The organism is Paenibacillus sp. FSL R7-0163 (genome assembly GCF_037969975.1).
GTDB lineage: Bacteria > Bacillota > Bacilli > Paenibacillales > Paenibacillaceae > Paenibacillus_AQ > Paenibacillus_AQ odorifer.
In genome coordinates, this window is record NZ_CP150224.1 from 4,071,219 (window position 1) to 4,089,986 (window position 18,768).

Genomic DNA, 18,768 nt, shown 5'->3' on the forward strand with positions numbered 1-18,768 from the left:
TGCCTCATTGCCCTGCTGCGCTTCTGTGACCCATTTGTCCTCTCCGATTTAATTCCCCTCCAATCTACCAATCTACTAAATATAACGAAATCGCCTACAAAGTAGACGCATCACATTAAAAAGACCAACCAGAAGGTTCTGGCTGGCCGAATATAAATTTTCCCTAGATTATGTCCCCGGTTCAAATTATGAGTGAACATTCTCAGCTTGTATCTTAGTGAATTATATAACATTGATTCTATTAATTTCCATAGTGTACACTCATTACAAGTGGTCTTTTTGTGAAACTCTTCGGAAAAGGTGGATTATTGTTCGATGAAAAAAATGATGCTGTCTATTCTTTTAATAGTTTCTTTAATAGGTATAAGTGGATGTGCAGAGAGTAATATAGGAGATCTTAAGATAAGCGCAGGAGATCAAGAAATTAAAAGTACAACATTATCTAACACTAAATTAGCTAACGCGAAGAGTGACTTATCCTCAAACGCTGAAGCAAGTGGATTTGAATTCGCCTTTGAGCAGGATGCAGTAAAGAATATTCAATATTTAAAAAATGGAGAAATCATTACTCTAGACTTTGGAGATTCTGAGCCAGATAATGTATCGCTCGAAGATAGCGTACTAAATAAGAGTGGAGCTTATCAATTTTCATCCAGAGAAACACTAGAAGTTCCAATTACAAAAGAAGACGGTAAATATTCCTTTACGATCGAAAAGCATATGGCTTCTTCATTGAGTTCGTTTTACGAAGAGAACAAAAAAGACTATAGAGGCTTTAGCATAACGGCAAGCTGGGGAGAAAAAGAATATAGATATGCTTTTGTTATACAAGCGGATGCCAATTAAAGCTAACATTCTGATTTAAACCCGCTAATCATATTAGGCATTCCATCGAAATATTCAGGGCCCAGAAGTCATCCAGATGGCTTCTGGGTTCCCTTGAATAGAAATCTAACTATCTATTTTTTAAATATACAACAAATTGTTCATGCAACTCTAGTTCGGATCGTTTAAAGATCCCAGCCCTCGGAATTTAATTATTGAAAAGTAGGAATAACAAGATTATGAATTTGCTCTGACCCGAGTTTACTTTCAACAAAAGATATTTATGGATTCTTTCGCGATATTGATTATAAGTGATTTCAAAGCTTTGCTTGTCTCCCTGTGCATCCGGATAAACAGTGGATTTGTCATGAGCTCCAGACATTGTAAGAACCTCCTCTTGACCTTACATTTAATTAGACACCGCAGGTTGATTAAAAGCCACATGTCATTTCAAAAAAATCCACAATAAAAAACTGTCGATTGCTAGACAATTATATAGAGCCAAGTTATAGTATTGATAATACTTTTAATAACTATTTTCAAAAGTCTAGAGGTGAATAAAATAAACCAAATCGCAAACAATTCTATTCGTGTTAAAAAGATAAATCAGGAGCTTATCAAGCAGGCCTTGAAATCGATGAAAGAAGGAACCAAATCCACGATTGCAAGTGCCACCGGATTAAGTATTGCTACCTGCGGAAATATCCTGAATGAACTTCTGGAGACTGGTGAAGTCATTGAGACTGAACTGGAGGCATCAAATGGAGGTCGACCGGCCAGACGATTTATCTATAACGCTGATTTTTCCTATATTGCATGTATCTATGCCAAAATTGAGGATGGCCAGAAATCCATAACCTATGCGGTGACCAATTCAGTTGGTGATCGTGTGGATCATGGATGGATGGAATTAGAGTACATAGATGCTGCAGCCATCGACCATCTGCTGGATACGCTTATCCAACAATATAACAACATCAAGGCAGTCGGGATTGGAATTCCCGGCCTTGCTCACCAAGGTGTCATTAATATCTGTGACATTAAAGAGTTAATTAATGCTCCCTTAGAATCACTGCTCAGAGAAAAATACGAGCTTGAAGTCACGATTGAAAATGATATGAATCTGACCGTTTACGGGTTCTATAAACAGCAGGATTATGAAGAGGATAAAACCATTGTCGTGGTGACCTTTATCAAAGGAGCTTTTCCAGGCGCCGGGATGATGATCGACGGGCATATCCACAAAGGTAATACTAGATTTGCTGGTGAAGTCTCTTTTTTACCGTTTGGAATCTCGCGTGAACAGCAATTGAGTAGCTTGGACCACACGGATACCTTCATCCCTTTGGCGGCTCACACTATATCGTCCCTGATTGCAATTATTAATCCAGAGACCATAGCTCTCACAGGAGAACAAGTCAAACAAGAGAATGTGCGGCCGATTTATCAACGTTGTCTGGAAGTGATTCCAGAGGAGCATATGCCTCACTTAATTGTGCTGGATCAACCTGATGATCATTACATGAACGGATTAATTGCGATCACACTGGAAAGCTTAACCTACTCATTGCAGTTGGTTGAGAAGCGCCGTTAAAAACATAAAACTAACATACACTTCAGGAGGAACTACGAATGGCAACAAACAAAGAAAACATGATCGCAGGAAAGCTATATATGGCAGGCGGTGAAGAATTAGCAAAGGATAACAAAAGATCCAGAATGCTCACTCGTTTATTTAACAATACGACGGAAGAACAAGGTGAATATAGAGTAGAACTACTCAAGCAATTATTTGAGTCTACAGGAGAATCATTATATGTTGAACCTCCCTTCCGTTGTGATTACGGCAGTAATATTACCGTTGGCAATAACTTCTACGCTAATTTTGACTGCATTATCCTTGATGTAGCTAAAGTAACGATTGGTAACAATGTTCTCTTTGGACCTAGAGTAGGCGTATATACTGCTGGTCACCCCATAGATGCGGACGTGCGTATTAGTATGCTTGAATTCGGTACACCGATTACCATTGGAAACAATGTGTGGGTTGGTGGAAACGCGGTAATTAATCCTGGGGTAAAAATCGGCAACAATGTAATCATCGGTGCAGGTTCAGTCGTAACTAAGGATATCCCTGACAATGTAATTGCGGTGGGTAACCCATGCAAGGTATTAAGAGCAATCACCGAAGACGATAAGCAACACTGGGAAAAACTTAAAGAAGAGTATTACAGAGACATTGAGCAATAAAGTAACCCGTTCTGGGAGGATCTTAATTTGAAAAAGCGCTTCGGGGGATTTAACAAGATTTATGCCATGCAATTGGCGACCATCTTTTTAGGATTTATAGTGTTTGGCATATCGGAAAATATTAAAGGACCCGCCATTCCGCGAATCCAATTCGACTTTAATCTGGACGAGAAACAGCTTGGCTCCCTTTTATCCCTAAATGCATTAGGTTATTTGATCGCCTGCTCCTTTACAGCTGTATTGGTTCGGAAGTGGGGGATCAAGGCTGTCAGTATCATTGCTTTTGCATCCATGATATTTTCAGGAGTGTTAATCTATATCTCCCACAGCTACCCCTTTTTCTCAGCTTCTTATTTCCTGATGTACATCGGAAACGGAATGCTGGAGATTGGTCTTGCCATTTTGGGAGCACGCATCTTCGTAAAAAATACCGGGACTATGATGAACTTATCCCATTTTTTCTACGGATTTAGTTCAACCTTAGCTCCACTGCTGGCAACAGGACTCATGTCGGTAAGTATATTTGGCCATCCACTCGACTGGCGCGGAATGTATTTGATTATGCTAAGCTTATCTTTACTGCCTATTCTATCTGCCTTGCGCAGTACATTTCCGGGTGACGATCTTCCGCAAGAGGACCGGATCCCATTAAAAACGCTGGTCCGCGATCCCGCTTTATGGCTGATGGTGCTTATTCTTTCTTTCGGTGTAGTGTCAGAACTTGCAGTAGGTGGATGGCTAGTGAATTTCCTAGAAAAAGCATACTTGTGGGATACAGTTACAGCTTCTGGTATGTTGTCCACCTTTTTTCTCTGCTTCTCGCTAGCAAGGCTCCTGCTGGGGCCGGTTACAGATAAGATTGGTTTCAATCTATCGCTTATCATCTTTTCAGCCTTCTCTGCCTTATGTACGTTTGCTGCTATTTTGGGTGGGGAACAGCTCGCGTTTCTATTTGCAGCAGCAGGCATAGGTATCGCTATGATTTATCCGACCGTCATGGCGTTTATCGCAAAAAGGTATCCGCATGGCAGTGACACTGCCATCACCTTTACAGTTACACTAATGGGAGTCGGTAGCGTGATTGGCAACTATGCCATAGGTGCAGTAATCGAAGGTGTAAAGAGGCTTTACGGAGCAGAATCACAAACTGGCTTGCTACGTGGACTTCAAGCTGGGTATGGTTTTATCGGTTTATGTGCAGCTATATGCGCGATATCCGGTTGTGTTTTATATCGTTATTTAAATCGCCGCCAAGAACTTATATAGAATAGTTATCGCACTTACTTCTGCTCATCCCTGCAACAACCTGCTGATTTCATGGCAGGTTGTTTTGTTGCAAATAGCGACCAACCTCCCACCATCGGACTCAAATGACCTTATTGGCTTCGAAATAGGCAGAAACGAGGTTTTTCGGACCCCAGAGTCGTTATTGAGTTGTTTTTGTGCAAAAACCGCTGTCTTCTGACTTGATAACGCCTCCTGAGTCCGAACACTCCGCCTAATGAAGCTAAATCCTGAAATAGCGACTATACAGTCCGCAACAATGACCTCTGAGCTGGTGATCACCATCCCAACAATTATCGCAGCCCTCCCGCCAGCTCCATTATTTTTCTAACAATCTGCTCTTCACCACTACTAACCTTTTCCGTTGCAACTTCTCCCAAGGTTATATGATCGCCAACACAAACCGAGTGTGCGGAATGTCTGAACATTTCTATATCATTAGCATCGTTACCAAAAGCAATAAATTGCTGCGGTTCTATGCCTAAATTTTTTAGTCCTGTCCATTTGTTTACGCCTTGGGGACTTATATCCATAATATCTTCTTGTCCATGCTGGTAGATCACAATCGGCAGATTTTGCAGCTTATGTATAAGTTGTTCCCCGTTCAGACTGCTCAAAATAACTACCTTCACAATCTCATCCAGCTCCGATGGAGTTACATTTTTGGCGCGTTGTTCTGGATCTACATTTCTCCGCACCATTCCCGCCAACCATAGACCTAAATGCCCCTCATTTAATTGAGGATAAAATGATCGATGTCATCATAACGGATATCGATCTTTTCTCCGTTTCTTTTGACAAGATTTATATACAGAGGAGCTGCATCAACACTTCCGCCACCCACCAGCACATGGTAGTTTTCATTGATTTCATATTTACGGATGTACAAGCCTGAACCGACATCTTCAAAGGGATAACCTTCAAAATCCTTCCACGACAACGCCTCGCCTTGATGAGCTAGATCCTGTATTTCATCCATGGATAATATTGCAGTTTTTTTATCATTACAGGCTGAAAGTATAATCGTCAAAGCAAACAATAACAGCATTATCAAGCTACGCTTACTTCTCATTCATAAACCTCCAAACTCTATATATTGTTATTTATAGGAAAATATAAGGTAATAATAACATAGCTTAGACTTGCTTTGAATGGATTGCGACCAGTTTCTGCTCTGAGTGCTAGAAATTCAAGCTCCCCACATCCTCCTCGGTTTCTTCCTGCAAATCTATTTTAAATTTGACGTTAATTTGTTATGTATGCTCTAATATAAATGAAGGGTGGAGCTGCATGTTATCATTTTTACTAACTTTAAAACGTTTATTCTCGGGCTTATGGAAAGCGCTAAAACGTAAAAATTTCCAAGTATTATTCTTATTAGTTTTGATGACGCTGTTGTCTGGAACCATTTTTTATGTCAAACAGGAAGGTTTGTCTGTCCTGGATGCTATTTATTTCTGTGTTGCAACGCTTAGTACATTAGGTCATCCAACATTTGTTCCCCAGACAGCACTCGGAAAAATATTTACGATCGTTTACATTATTGCAGGCACAGGGTTGTTCTTGGGAATGATGGGGTATATCGCTTATGAACTGATCAAACAAACCGATAAAGATAACAATTAAATAATGGAATCCAGAACTCGTGACATTATTAACAGCCTTGTTAGCCGAAGCTGACATGGCTATTTTTTTCAAATATTCGATTATATCTGTTTCTTTTTCGCAATCACTTTCACTTTCAATCAAAGCAATGTTGATGGATTAACGTGTCTCATCTCCAATGGCTGCAAGAGCTTTACTGCTTTCACCATTACCATTGAAATGACCAAACAAGGCTTGAAAAATGGCTTTATGCATGGCTGGATTGTTGGCCACTCCATATTTTCTAACATTAAAAGCCGTTCTCTTATAGAAGAGAACGGCTTTAAATGTTTTTTTCACAGAAATCCTTAGAACACCCGCTTCTGATTCCGATCATCAATAATAATCTGCACCGCTTCCTTAAACCGTAATGCATGCACAATCTCCCGCTCCCGCAGGAACTTGAGGCTATCCTGCAGATCCACGTCATCCGTCATGTCAATCAGCCACTGATATGTAGCCCGGGCTTTTTCCTCAGCCGCAATGTCTTCATAAAGGTCTGCCAAAGGGTCTCCCTTAGCTTGAATATAGGCTGCGGTGAATGGAACTCCGCTAGCATCCGTGTAGAACAGGGCATGATCATGCGCTACAAAATGTGGCCCTAATCCCGCTTCCTCTAATTCACATACCGAAGCATCCTTCGTCAGCTTGTAGATCATCGTGGCAATCATCTCAAGGTGAGCGAATTCCTCAGTCGAAATATCGTTCAACACGCCAATAACTTTATCTGGAATCGTGTATCTTTGATTCATATAGCGTAGTGCAGCGGCGAGCTCGCCATCTGCTCCTCCGTATTGCTCACTCAAATAACGCGCCATCCGGACATCACATTTACCCACCCGTACCGGATATTGCAGTTTTTTTTCGTATATCCACATTCGGGAACTTCCCTCCTCTAGAAAAATAGTTCCTTACGGTTATACTCCTCTTACACCTGCCAAGGCCAAGGGGGTTGATTCCATTCCCATGGACATTTAGAATAAGCGCGGCCAAAATTCTGCAGCGGACCATATAACTCCTGAAAATGATTCGCTAGCTTGGTTCGTTCCAGCGTAAGCTGATTAAATTGTTCAATACTTCTCAGATCGTCAGGATGCGTATTTAGATATAAGTTCAACTCCACTAAGGCAAAATCAAGGGTCTGCAACTGTTCAAGCAATTCATAATAACGTTGGTCGCAAGGATTTGCCTCCATAGTCTATTTTCCTCCTCCTTTGCACTTGGATTCATACGGACTAAATAGTGCTGGCCAGAGCGTTCCATACTTCAGAGCCTCCTGCAAACTAAACTGTGGCAAATCGGGTGGCTGAAAGGTGATAAATTGATTGGGTGGAACTACATACGTCTTGAACGGCACCGGTGGGCAAGGATCAAACGGGCCCCTAAAGGGGGTATACCTCCGCAGCTGTGATTCCATCTTTTTTGTACCTCCTTTGTTCCTGTTCCTTCTTTAAAGACTCTGAACATTACTCCCTTAGCTAACTTATGACAGCAGGACACAATATAAAACGTTATTTACAAAAAAAGCCCATTAGCAATTTTTTTGAGCAATGTGCACGACAAATAAGCTGTCTCCGGAAAAGTACCGGAAACAGCTTATAACTTGAGTCTTTTAGTATTCAGCTTAGGGGTTCGCTCTTTTGAACGAATCTTCGTGGGTAATCTCAAGGATATCCAACATAAATACAAAGATAGGAATACCAAGAATAAGTCCCCAGACACCTATATAATGCTCAGAGAACAACAACACGCTAAAGGTGAAGAACATCGGCAAATTCATTTTTGTGGACATCAGCTTAGGATTCAAGAAATAACCTTCGATAAAATGCAACACCGCAATAATCGCCAGCACATAAGTAACTGTTATAAGACCGCCGATGTTGTAACCAATTATTAAAAGCGGAATGAGCGAAATCAAAAAACCAACCACCGGAATGAGACTGAGCAGAAAAATCAAAATCGCCAGGGCAAATAAATACGGGAAGTTAAGCAGCCACAAGCCAATAACAGTAAGACAGGTATTGAACATGGCAATGAGAATTTGCGCTTCTATTACTTTCCCAAAGGAAACGATGAATTTTCGGCTGAAATACTCCAGATCTATATAAAACCAGGCAATCCTGCTCTCTCTCATCCTAGAAGTGAAACTGACGACCCGGTTCTTCTCCAGAATAAACACAAAGCTTAAAATGGTTGATAGAACGAAAGTTGCACCCCAGTTGCTAACCTGCAGCACATAATCGATGCCTCTTTTGATATAGGACTGATAGTTAAGGTCCCTGAGCATATCATACAAATATAATGTAATCTTGTTCTGCGGAAGATCCTCTGATTTGAGATTGGTGAGGAAGATCGCCAATTGCTTAATCTGCTCCAATACTTTAGGAAGATATTTTACAAGGGCCAGTACAATCAATGCGATTAAAGCAAGGTATAGAATGACAATAATCACCTTACTGTTAACCTTCATGAATTTACCAATTCGTTTACTGAGCACAATCTGAAAGCTGTTCATGACAAAAGCAATCAGAAACGTCAGCAACACCAGATTAAGCATCCCACGAACCATGTACAGCAGCAACCCGATAAGTGCGAGAATAAAAAAGCGTCTGGTAGTACTATTCGCGTAGAATCGCTTGAATACATTCATTGATCTTGCTCCATTCAATTGCGATTAATAATGTTAAACTTCAATGGCTATAAAAAGGAAAACTTAGCCCCCACAAAAAAGCCGATAGAAACAAAAAGGAGTGACCAGGTTAGCGCTCCTGCAGTCGTTATAAGTATATATTTTTTGAAAGACATAGCACTGATTCCAGAGATATAGCTCGATACATGCCTCAGACCTGGAATAAAATAAGCAATGAAAATCGCCCAGTTTCCGAACCGCAAAAACCATCTTTTCATACTGGCAAAACGCTTGGGTGTAAGGCCAACCCACTTGCCGAATTTTGCTACCACAGGTTGCCCTAGCCTTAGACCAATAGTATAGCTGATAAGCATTCCTGTGATGGATCCCATGAAACAAACCAATACAGAAAGTGAAAAATCCAAAACCATAACGGAGGATAAATAGCCTACAAACAGCATTAACACCTCATCAGGCACAGGAAGTCCGATAATCCCAAGTGCCATAAGGCCAAATATGGCTAAATATCCGTACTGTGAAATAAACTCTATAATCCAAGGCATGGGTGTATCACTTCCTGTTGAAGGATTTTTTAAGGGACGGAAATGGGATACGGCTAATCATCATTACGGACAGCAATGCCATTAATCCGATGACCAGTCCTGGTTTCATACGTTCATCTAGTAAAGAAATCATCGACAGAATGACTCCAGCAGCAGTAATCGGCATCCCCACGAACCCTTTGGAAGGCGCCGACAGATTAAATCTGGCCAAACGAAGTGCGCCACAGATCAAAAAGAAAACTGCAGCTGCAGGTCCAATCCAGTGGGCATCTTCTAACCTATACAACAAGATAAGGAAGGTAGGCGCTAAACCAAATGATATAATATCCGCCAATGAGTCCAATTGTTTACCGAATTCACTAGTACATTGCAATATTCTTGCCAGTAATCCATCCAGTACATCGCATATTGCCGCGAGCAAAATCATTAATAAAGCTAGGCTATATCGTTCTTGAATCGTAAAATATAAGGACAGTGATCCTAGTCCCAAGTTTCCTAGTGTGCACGTTGAAGGCAACCAGTTCAATTTCATACAATCTCACCCCTTTCATAGCAGTATTTCTGTTGATCCGATTTAACCTACAAAGGTCACAGTAAAGCTGACACCGTTCTCCGTATTTTTCACTGTATAAAGACAAGCGTGCATATCTAGTATTCGCTTCGCAATGGAAAGCCCCAGACCCGTACCGCCTGTCATTCGACTGCGGGATGGCTCCAACCGATAGAACCGCTCCCAGATCTGCTCCAGCTGATCTTCAGGGATTGATTCTCCTATATTTTGAATAGTGAATACAATAGTCTGGGCATGACTCTCAATATTGACGGTGATAGAACTTCTTTCTTCCGCATGCCTGATAGCATTGGTCATAAAATTTAGCATAACTTGTTCGATCCAGTTCACATCCGCATAGACCGGTAATTCATTTGCAGGAATAATGATGACTTCCAAATGTTTTTCACTCAGCAAGTGGACCAGCTTGTCCGTCACCTTTTCCGTCAGTTCACTTAACATAAAGGAAGTTTTCCGAAGTTTAATCGTGCCCGACTCCAACCGCGCTAGATCTAGCATATTTTTAACAAGAAACTCCATTTTATCGGCTTCCTCAATAATTACCTTAATGTAGTGATCCTGCTTGCCGGCGCTAACGCCATCTTCCAAGCCTTCAGCAAAACCTTTGATAATACTGAGTGGTGTCTTCAATTCATGGGAGGCGTTGGCAAAAAAGTCCTGCTGCATGATCTCCATTCTTTGTTTCTGCTCCATATCCTCAACTAGCTGCTGATTGGCCTCTCTTAACTCTCGTAAAGCAGAATCCAGACTTAGTGATAAGGTGAACATGCTGTTAGAAAGGCTGCCTAACTCATCCTTCTGCCGAATCGATGTGTCCCCTGTAAAATCCAGAGAAACCATACGTTTGGCTATGTTATTTAATTTAATTAGCGGACGCGTTACCATTTTCGAGAAAAAGAGAGAAAGCACCAGAATCAGGACAAAACCACCCATTCCCAGATATAAAAAGAACCAACGCAACGCATCGTTCGAATCCTTAACTTCCTGTAATGAAGTGACTGTGAATAGTAATTCAATTTCTCCGTTACTTTGCTTCAGGGGCAGAATAACCACAGAATTGCGACTCCCACTCCAGGGAGCAATCCAGTCTTGCTTCTGTATTTTCAAATTTTTGAAGTCTTCTGCCTGCGCCGGTGTCAAAGGAAACCATTCCTCTAGAGCCTCAAACAGTATTCCCTGGCGTGGATTCCATATTTTCAAATCAGGCAGTACAACTTCGGCAACAGTACCAGATGCATGAATCGTCCCAGTCTCTCCCGTCTCCCCTATTGTTCCGCCCCCTTTTTTTGTAATGCTTATGGGGTAGAGTATAACGGGTGAAGCACTGTCTTCGTCCAAAAGTTCGCCTTCCACGCTCAACTGATCATCTACTTTAATGTTTGCTGCTCTCAGTGAATCTCCGTACTGATTCATGAATAGGGATAAAGAAACAACCATACTCTTCCCGTCATCATCGATTAGCTTTATATGAAATGGATCTTCTGAATTCATCTTTCCATCCAGCTTCAAAATAACCATTTGTGTTTTATTCCGCAGCATAAACCGGACAAGCTCCTGAGAGGTTCGAGTGCTTCCCCATGGCTCACTTATATATCTTGCCGCAAAGCTCTTAAGGTGTTTCTCCACGCGGTGCTCTTTTTGCTTCTGATAGAAATTGTCAAACAACAGCAATTGGCTTAGAATCACCATGCCATAGAAGCAAAGGAAAAAGATAACGGTCATCACAAACAGTTTAAAAGTAATTCCCCGTCTTCTCATGCCTCTTCCTCGAACATGTATCCTGTGCCAATTACCGTACGAATAAAACGTGATTCATAACCCAATTTACTTCGCAGCTTTTTAATATGACTGTCCACAACTCTGGAATCTCCTTCAAATTCAATTCCCCAGATCCGACTGAGGATCGTATCCCTTGAAATGACAATCCCTTTATTTCGTATTAAAAGCCATAAAAGATCATATTCCTTAGGGGTAAGCTCCACTTCCGCATCTTCTACCTCCAACCGATGAGCTAAGGTATTAAACATCGCGGAACCAAATTTTATTATGCCAGATTCAGGCTGATGGGTGCCTTCAACCCGCTTCATGAGTGCATTTGCCCGGGCTACCAGCACCTTTGGACTAAATGGTTTTGTAACATAATCATCGGCTCCTAATTCAAATCCATAGATTTTGTCGTCATCTGTAGACTTGGCGGTTAACAAAATAATGGGTACCGCTGATTTCTCACGAACTTCACGGCACACTTCAAAGCCATTCATAGCAGGCATCATGATATCCAGAATCAGCAGATCCGGCAACAGTGAATCAAACCAAACCAATGCATCTCTTCCATTATCCGCTTCAAGTACTTCCCAATCATTCTGTAAGAAATAATCAGATACCAGTTCACGAATACGAATTTCATCCTCAACGAGAAGAAGTTTCTTTTTCAATCTAGACCCCGCTTTCAAACAATTTATAAACATTAGCATAGACGAGCGTTATGTCCTTTATGTGTCCACAAAAAACTCCCCCTGTCGTGAGCCATAAAGCTCTTACAGGAGGAGTTCATTATATCCCTGATCAACCGGAACAATACGTTACAATCTTTAATAGGTTATTCTTTATCCTCGTCCAATTTTGATGAGGTTTCTTCATCCTCAACACGGGGTTCCCGGTGGATATTAATTCTAGTGATACGCAATCTTGTCGATTCCTCGACTTCAAAAATAACATCTTCAACTTTGACACGTTTTCCTTTGGTTGGATTACCCTCCAGCTCCTTAAACAACCAGCCGCCGATGGAATCCACCTCATCATCTTCAATCACAACACCCGTAAGATCGTTGACATCCTCAATCAGCATCCGGCCCTCAACAGAGATATACTCCCCGTTATGTTCCACACTTGGACGCTCATCTTCGAACTCGTCATGCAGATCTCCTACGATTTCTTCCAGAATCTCTTCTGCTGTCAGCAAACCTGCTGTGCCGCCATATTCATCGACAACCAACGTTAGCTGCGCCTTATTCTTCTGCATAAAACGAAGAGTATGACTGATCTCCATCGATTCCGGAACGTTAAGGATAGGCCGAACCAGAGTTGTAAGATCATTCTGCTGCTCCGGTGGAGCAAACAACAGGTCGGTAATATGAATAAAACCGATAATACGGTCCTTATCTTCCAGAGCAACCGGATAACGTGAATGTCTCGTTTCGGTAATAATCTTCATATTTTCTTCTAACGAAAGATTGCTGTAAAGCACATCCATATCTGTACGAGGCAGCATGACTTCACGTGCAAGCAGATCTGAGAATTCAAAGATATTATCCATTAGTTTCATTTCATCTTTGTCAATGACGCCACTCTTGGCGCTCTGATTCATCAGAATACGTATTTCCTCTTCCGAGTGTGCTGCTTCACTTTCATTTGCAGGCTCCACACCGACTAACCGAAGTAACGCGTTGGCTGAAGCATTCAGCACCCAGATAAAAGGCATGAACACATTATAGAAGAACATCAGGGGTGCAGATAACAACAGTGCCGAACCTTCTGTTCTTTGAATCGCGAGCGATTTAGGAGCAAGCTCCCCAAGTACAATATGTAAAAATGTAATGATCGAAAATCCAATAATCACAGATACAGTAGAAATCAGGGTATGATCGGTGATCCCCATCTGGTACATTAAAGGTTCGACCAACAGCTCAGAAATCGCGGGCTCTCCAACCCAACCTAAGCCCAGCGATGCAAGTGTTATCCCAAACTGAGTGGCGGATAAATAGGAGTCCAGTCTCTTATTTACTTTCAGAGCATATCCAGCCATTTTATTACCTTCACTGACAAGTTGGGTCAGGCGGGACTGCCTGACCTTAACTAATGAAAATTCCGCTGCTACAAAAATACCGTTCAATAATACGAGCACCAGAACCAGCAAAAGATTAAGCAATAATCTCCCTACTTCAAATTCCGTATGCACCACTTAACAACGCCTCATTTCTACAGATTGATCGCTTTTCTAGTTTTGAAGTCAACTTCCGGATAATACATATCCGCCACTAACAGATTAGGTCCGCAGCAGCCTGCTGCATCGCAGTGGCAGTTCACCTTTTGGTTCAGCGGGTGTTTAGTCTGCCAATCGATAAATATATCATCCAGCTTTTGGTTCTCGATGTTGCCAAAGGCTGCGATATCAGCGAAATCTGTAACAAAAACATCGCCCGTAAACATGTTTACGTTCACTCGATTCCGGCCATCCGGATCATTGCGAAGGGTAACATTCTTCTCGGCGCGCATTCTGCTTATCAGCTTCTGGTCTTCTTCCAGGAAGCTGCAAGCAAAAAACGGAAGGGTCCCAAACAGCATCCAAATCTCCGGATCACGGGTATCCAGTAGTTCATGGATTGCCGTCCGCATTTCATTCAAGGACAACACTGGCAACGCCGAAGCAAAACTGGAGTCGTACATAGGATGTACCTCATGCCGTTTGGCGCCCATGTCGAGAATCAACTTATGAATTTCAGGCAGCTTAGTATGTGTACGGTAATTAATCATAGTTTCCGCAGAAATTAGCATACCATCCTCACTTAGCCGTCGAGAATTCTCAATCATTGCATTATATAACCGATATGCACTTTCCTTTGAAACAGCATGCCCGCTGTTGGCAAAACCAACTTCATGAAAATCGTCTCCGTTCACATAATTAAAAGAAATATGCATAACGTCCAAATACGGAAGCAGCTTTTCATATCGAGCATACGGCATCGTCAGATTAGAATTAATTTGCGATCTAATCCCCCGCTCTTTGGCATACTTTAAGAGCGGCACTATGATATTATCCACCGTTCCGGCCAAAAACATAGGCTCTCCGCCGGTAATACTAATAGTCTCCAGATGCTCTACTTCATCTAAACGGTCCAACATATTTTTAAGCGGCAGCATATCCCCTTCTCTAGAGGTTAAACTATCACCTACCGCACAGTGTTCACACCGCATATTACATAAATTGGTTACTGTAAATTCCACACTCGTTAGCACATGGCGTCCATGCTTGCGTAAAGAAGTAATGGGATCCCATGGATCGTAGCTTGGCGACAGCTCCTTCGGTGAAGATGTTAATGGTCTTATAACATTCATTTGTACTAGCTCCTTTAAATCTTATTCCTATTATTAACCCATAATCATGAAGATTGAACGGTGTCTTATCCTATATCATACCACGTTAGTCAGAAAAACTGCACTTCGGATGTCTTTCGGACTGTCCTCACAAGCTTTCTCACTGTAAAAAATAATAGCAGCGAGACGAAGAAGAGGCTTCCGCGAGTTATGCGGACAAGCCTATTCTTCTCTCTTCGCTGCTATTATAAATATTTTGGCGTTCCCACAGAATCGCCTTGATCTGCGACGTCAACGATAACAACGGAGAGGGCTTTTCCTAGATCCCTTTCGAACGGTACGACTTTCTCTCCTTCAGGCCCTGTAAGCACACGTACGATCGGTCTGTGAGGCGTACTTGGATCTATTTTGACAACAACTCCACTTTCACCCGTACTGAGCTTCACCGTAAGACCAAGTGGATAGATAGCCACACGATCTCTAAATAACTCTAGCTGCTTCTGCTCATACAATGTACCGGAACCTACATAAAGCGCCTCAACGGCTTGATGTGGCAGCATAGCCTTTTTGTAGACCCGGTTGGAGGTCATGGCATCGTAGGAATCAGCCACGCCCAACCATTTGGCATATTCATGAATTTGAGGTCCTTTTAATCCCCGCGGATATCCGGATCCGTCAATGCGTTCATGATGCTGAAGCGCACAATGAGCCGCGAGCAGCGGGATATTCGGTTCTTCCTTGAGAATCTGATACCCGATCTCGGTGTGTGCCTGCATATGCCGAAATTCATCTTCACTGAGCTTGCCGGGTTTTTGAATGATTTTTATCGGGACTTGGGTCTTGCCAATATCATGCAGCAGCGCACCCAGACCAATCACTCGAAGCTCCTCTTTGCTGTACCCATGCGCAATGCCAAGCACCAAAGTGTACAAGCAGACGTTCAGGGAATGGACGTACAAGTAGTTATCAGCAGTGTGCATATCAAGCAGCATGATCATCGGATCTTCTTGTAAAGACAAATCATCCAGGATGCTATCCATGATTTTTGAGAATTTTTTATCCAGATGGTAGAATCCCTTACTTATTCCTGAAGCGCCTGTCATTTGCTGAAACTGATTACGAATCACCTTCAGTGCCTGATTGCGTGTCTCATCTTGAAGCATACCTATAATCTCAACATCGTCCGTGACAGAGTCCTCTATGTAAATATAACCGATGTCAATTCTTGCAAGCCTCTTGATCAACGCATCAGTAAGCTCCACCCCATCCGCGAGGAGAGTTAGACCTTCATCATTATATATTTTTTTACCTAATTTCATGCCTGCTTGAAGCTGATTCACGGATACTAAACGCACTTAGCTCACTCCTGCCTTTAACGGTAAAATGCTATTCTGTTTTGAAATCCTTGGGTCACACGCTTTGTCTATACCGTTTATGTAGAGATCAGACAGGTGCACCATGAAGAACATCGGGTGTGTCTAGGTCTTTGCCTATGGGCATTAACGCATAATAAACAACCAGAATATAGCAGCAAGAATAAATCTGTAGATCGCGAAATGCGTCAATCTAATCTTTTGAATCAATTTCATAAACAAAATGACCACTACATAAGCCACTACAAAAGAAATCAGAAATCCAATTACAAAATAGCCAATCGTCTCACTAGTGAAGTTCTTATAAGAATCCAACAGTTCATATCCGGAAGCCGCACACATAATAGGAATGGCTATAAGGAAGGAGAAATCCGCAGAAGCTTTATAACTAACTCCACTTAACATCCCTCCGGAGATCGTAGATCCCGAACGGGAAAATCCTGGCCAAAGCACTGAAATAATCTGATACATCCCGATAGCCAGCGCCTGTCCGTAGGAAAGATCGTCTAGCTCATGCGCTGTAACTCTAATTTTGCGTCTATTTACCCATTCTGCGATAATCATTAGAATCCCTCCGGCGACAAGCGCCCAAAGAACAGTCGTGGCCCCAAAGAGACTTTTTATAAAATCGCGGGCAAAAAATGCCACAGCTAGTGCTGGGGCAATCCCAAGTATTACATGGATTAAGTTCAAACGAGACGCCGGCATCACACCGCCTCTTCCTGAGTTCTTACGCCCAATGCCCAGCAAATTAAGCACACGCTCGCGGTAAACAAGCGCAATCGCCAATATTGCCCCTAGCTGAATAACGATTTCATAAGTCTTCATAATCGAATCCTGCTCATCAAAGCCCAGAAGCTTCGAGGTCAAAATCATGTGTCCTGTAGAAGAAACAGGAATAAATTCAGTGATCCCTTCGACAATTGCTAAAATAATAGCTGTAATCGTGTCCATAATTTCCTCCTATTTTTTTGGGAATCTAGCACTGTCTAAATGGAATCAAAAAGTAAATCTTGTAAGCTGCAGGTTTACTCAGACTTGATCTGCCAGCGAGTGAGCATGCATTCATCAAGACTGTCCGGGCGCTGCAATTCCATCCCAAGCAGGTCGCGTAAAAAATGAGGCAGCAAAAATAAAGGATCCTTCCCATTGGCGATCGTCTCATAGCCTGCACGGAAAGTAAACATGTCCAGCGTACCAACATTATACTCTTTATCATCCTCCAGCGGATTTCCTTCGACAAAAACTGCAATATTGTTATCATACGGTATCTGCTGCGGATCGTACAAGATTTTTATCCCATCTACTGCTAAGCTGCCCAGATAATTCCCGCGAAAGCCATACCCAAAAATCACCTTATTATAAAATTCTTCCGTAAGACTCTGCTCCAAAGCTATGCGAATATCTAGGCCTTCCAGCTTGATTACGCATGTATTAATGGGAGAAGGACATAGGGCGTGCAGCATTCCCGTTGTAACCTCCCCTTCAGGCAAAGGTCCTAGAAGCTGACCTGTGTTAACTATCGACAAACTGGCGCCTGTAAATCTACGTACAGCTTGGGCTAAAAGATTGCCAAAAGGGGATTCTCCCTGCAAATTCAAAGGAAGCTCACGATCTGTGATCGCAACGGTCTGCTGAAGAGCCTCACGACCACGCTCCAAATGAATAGTAGCGGCAGGACCTACAACCTCTTCCTTCAGTTCTGGGTCAATCGGAATACATTCACCTACCACCAGACTGAATCCAGTTTGTCCCTCTCTCCGCTCAAATTGAAGCCGCCCGAGGTAACGCCCGAATTTCCCCGCTCCACATACAGCTGTTCCGTTAATCATGAGCGGCTCTTCCAGCATATGATGCGTATGTCCACCAAGAATAGCATGCACACCTTCCAGCCGCTCTGCCAGAATTCGATCTGCGGGAAGTCCCAAATGAGAAAGGATGATTAGAATATCCACCTGGGGAGCTAAAAGAAGGCATTGTTCCCGAAGGGTTGTCTCGGGATCCAGGGCATCCCAGCCCAGCAAGGAATAGAACGAACTAAATGCCGCTGTCGCTCCAGTTATTCCTATTCTGATTCCATCCTTCTCCAAGATGGCATGACGCTTCATCCAGTGGGGAGGTTCCCCTGTTGCAGTCTCCACAAAATTACAGCATACCACTGGGCACTGTAACCCGGAGAAAATAGAGGATAACATCTCCTGTGAGAATGTTAACCCCTCATTATTACCGATGGTTACAGCATCATATCCTGTTAAGTTAAGTACATCGATGTTAGCCTGACCCATAGTTCCTTCTGTCTCGACGGCTGCACGATCCATATGATCGCCAATATCCAGCAACAGCACAGGCTCTTCCCCCGCTGCAGCTCTTTGTCTCCCGATTTCTGCTGCCAATGGACTCACCATTTCGAAATGGCTATGTATATCATTGGTATGAAGTATGGTCAGTCTTTGCGGCACATGCCCCATTAGCAACATTCCTCCTACCTGTTGAGCCGCTCTTAAATGAAGCAGCCGATGCATGATCTTATAGAGC

The 18,768-nt window shown here is 42.5% G+C and carries 21 protein-coding genes; 5 read left to right on the forward strand and 16 right to left on the reverse strand.

Annotated features, from left to right (window positions below; translation table 11 throughout):
- Positions 1 to 315: 315 nt before the first annotated feature.
- The 4 genes from NST45_RS18180 to NST45_RS18195 all read left to right on the forward strand — a co-directional run bounded on the left by NST45_RS18180 (position 316) and on the right by NST45_RS18195 (position 4,341).
- Positions 316 to 846 (forward strand): hypothetical protein, encoded by a 531-nt coding sequence (locus NST45_RS18180; RefSeq protein WP_076100009.1) that lies wholly within the window; start codon positions 316 to 318, stop codon positions 844 to 846.
- 664 nt (positions 847 to 1,510) lie between these two features.
- Positions 1,511 to 2,419 (forward strand): ROK family protein, encoded by a 909-nt coding sequence (locus tag NST45_RS18185; RefSeq protein WP_051491321.1) that lies wholly within the window; start codon positions 1,511 to 1,513, stop codon positions 2,417 to 2,419.
- 38 nt (positions 2,420 to 2,457) lie between these two features.
- Positions 2,458 to 3,075 (forward strand): sugar O-acetyltransferase, encoded by a 618-nt coding sequence (locus NST45_RS18190; RefSeq protein WP_038569607.1) that lies wholly within the window; start codon positions 2,458 to 2,460, stop codon positions 3,073 to 3,075.
- 66 nt (positions 3,076 to 3,141) lie between these two features.
- Positions 3,142 to 4,341 (forward strand): MFS transporter, encoded by a 1,200-nt coding sequence (locus tag NST45_RS18195; protein WP_076100029.1) that lies wholly within the window; start codon positions 3,142 to 3,144, stop codon positions 4,339 to 4,341.
- Between the two features lie 311 nt (positions 4,342 to 4,652).
- Here the strand turns inward: NST45_RS18195 and NST45_RS18200 are convergent, their stop codons facing one another.
- Together NST45_RS18200 and NST45_RS18205 are read right to left on the reverse strand one after the other, a co-directional pair.
- Positions 4,653 to 5,060 (reverse strand): HAD hydrolase family protein, encoded by a 408-nt coding sequence (locus NST45_RS18200; protein WP_081382534.1) that lies wholly within the window; start codon positions 5,058 to 5,060, stop codon positions 4,653 to 4,655.
- 32 nt (positions 5,061 to 5,092) lie between these two features.
- Entirely contained in the window at positions 5,093 to 5,431 is a 339-nt protein-coding gene (locus NST45_RS18205) for a hypothetical protein (protein ID WP_038569602.1), read from the reverse strand.
- 218 nt (positions 5,432 to 5,649) lie between these two features.
- Here NST45_RS18205 and NST45_RS18210 point away from each other — a divergent pair, with 218 nt between their 5' ends.
- The gene (locus tag NST45_RS18210) at positions 5,650 to 5,985 is read left to right on the forward strand and encodes a potassium channel family protein (RefSeq protein ID WP_036684066.1); all 336 of its coding nucleotides are present in this window, start codon (positions 5,650 to 5,652) and stop codon (positions 5,983 to 5,985) included.
- A 138-nt stretch (positions 5,986 to 6,123) separates the two neighbouring features.
- Here the strand turns inward: NST45_RS18210 and NST45_RS18215 are convergent, their stop codons facing one another.
- The 14 genes from NST45_RS18215 to NST45_RS18280 form a co-directional block, all read right to left on the reverse strand.
- Complete coding sequence (locus NST45_RS18215; protein ID WP_076100014.1) at positions 6,124 to 6,303, reverse strand: hypothetical protein; 180 nt, start codon at positions 6,301 to 6,303, stop codon at positions 6,124 to 6,126.
- A gap of 8 nt (positions 6,304 to 6,311) precedes the next feature.
- A complete protein-coding gene (locus NST45_RS18220) occupies positions 6,312 to 6,881 on the reverse strand; it encodes a manganese catalase family protein (protein ID WP_036684067.1) in 570 nt (189 codons plus the stop codon).
- A gap of 50 nt (positions 6,882 to 6,931) precedes the next feature.
- Positions 6,932 to 7,198, reverse strand: a complete 267-nt coding sequence (locus NST45_RS18225) for a spore coat protein CotJB (protein WP_036684069.1) — start codon at positions 7,196 to 7,198, stop codon at positions 6,932 to 6,934.
- A 3-nt stretch (positions 7,199 to 7,201) separates the two neighbouring features.
- Entirely contained in the window at positions 7,202 to 7,420 is a 219-nt protein-coding gene (locus NST45_RS18230; RefSeq protein WP_036684070.1) for a spore coat associated protein CotJA, read from the reverse strand.
- Positions 7,421 to 7,627: 207 nt separating this feature from the next.
- Positions 7,628 to 8,653 (reverse strand): AI-2E family transporter, encoded by a 1,026-nt coding sequence (locus NST45_RS18235; protein ID WP_076100015.1) that lies wholly within the window; start codon positions 8,651 to 8,653, stop codon positions 7,628 to 7,630.
- Between the two features lie 47 nt (positions 8,654 to 8,700).
- Complete coding sequence (locus NST45_RS18240) at positions 8,701 to 9,195, reverse strand: DedA family protein (RefSeq protein ID WP_076100017.1); 495 nt, start codon at positions 9,193 to 9,195, stop codon at positions 8,701 to 8,703.
- Positions 9,196 to 9,202: 7 nt separating this feature from the next.
- The gene (gene pssA / locus NST45_RS18245; protein ID WP_036684073.1) at positions 9,203 to 9,727 is read right to left on the reverse strand and encodes a CDP-diacylglycerol--serine O-phosphatidyltransferase; all 525 of its coding nucleotides are present in this window, start codon (positions 9,725 to 9,727) and stop codon (positions 9,203 to 9,205) included.
- A 42-nt stretch (positions 9,728 to 9,769) separates the two neighbouring features.
- Positions 9,770 to 11,524, reverse strand: coding sequence for a HAMP domain-containing sensor histidine kinase (locus NST45_RS18250; RefSeq protein ID WP_076100019.1), 1,755 nt, complete (start codon positions 11,522 to 11,524; stop codon positions 9,770 to 9,772).
- Complete coding sequence (locus tag NST45_RS18255) at positions 11,521 to 12,201, reverse strand: response regulator transcription factor (protein ID WP_076100020.1); 681 nt, start codon at positions 12,199 to 12,201, stop codon at positions 11,521 to 11,523. Before NST45_RS18255 ends, NST45_RS18250 begins: the two co-directional genes overlap by 4 nt.
- Before the next feature lie 164 nt (positions 12,202 to 12,365).
- Positions 12,366 to 13,724 carry a hemolysin family protein gene (locus NST45_RS18260; RefSeq protein ID WP_036684171.1) on the reverse strand — a complete coding sequence of 453 codons (1,359 nt, stop codon included), beginning with the start codon at positions 13,722 to 13,724 and terminating at the stop codon, positions 12,366 to 12,368.
- Between the two features lie 20 nt (positions 13,725 to 13,744).
- Positions 13,745 to 14,881, reverse strand: a complete 1,137-nt coding sequence (gene yfkAB, locus NST45_RS18265; RefSeq protein WP_076179731.1) for a radical SAM/CxCxxxxC motif protein YfkAB — start codon at positions 14,879 to 14,881, stop codon at positions 13,745 to 13,747.
- 224 nt (positions 14,882 to 15,105) lie between these two features.
- Positions 15,106 to 16,215, reverse strand: coding sequence for an HD-GYP domain-containing protein (locus NST45_RS18270; RefSeq protein WP_076100022.1), 1,110 nt, complete (start codon positions 16,213 to 16,215; stop codon positions 15,106 to 15,108).
- A 144-nt stretch (positions 16,216 to 16,359) separates the two neighbouring features.
- On the reverse strand, positions 16,360 to 17,187 hold the full coding sequence (locus tag NST45_RS18275) for an undecaprenyl-diphosphate phosphatase (RefSeq protein WP_036684081.1): 828 nt from the start codon (positions 17,185 to 17,187) through the stop codon (positions 16,360 to 16,362).
- Positions 17,188 to 17,261: 74 nt separating this feature from the next.
- Positions 17,262 to 18,701 carry a bifunctional UDP-sugar hydrolase/5'-nucleotidase gene (locus NST45_RS18280; RefSeq protein WP_076179732.1) on the reverse strand — a complete coding sequence of 480 codons (1,440 nt, stop codon included), beginning with the start codon at positions 18,699 to 18,701 and terminating at the stop codon, positions 17,262 to 17,264.
- Positions 18,702 to 18,768 lie beyond the last annotated feature (67 nt).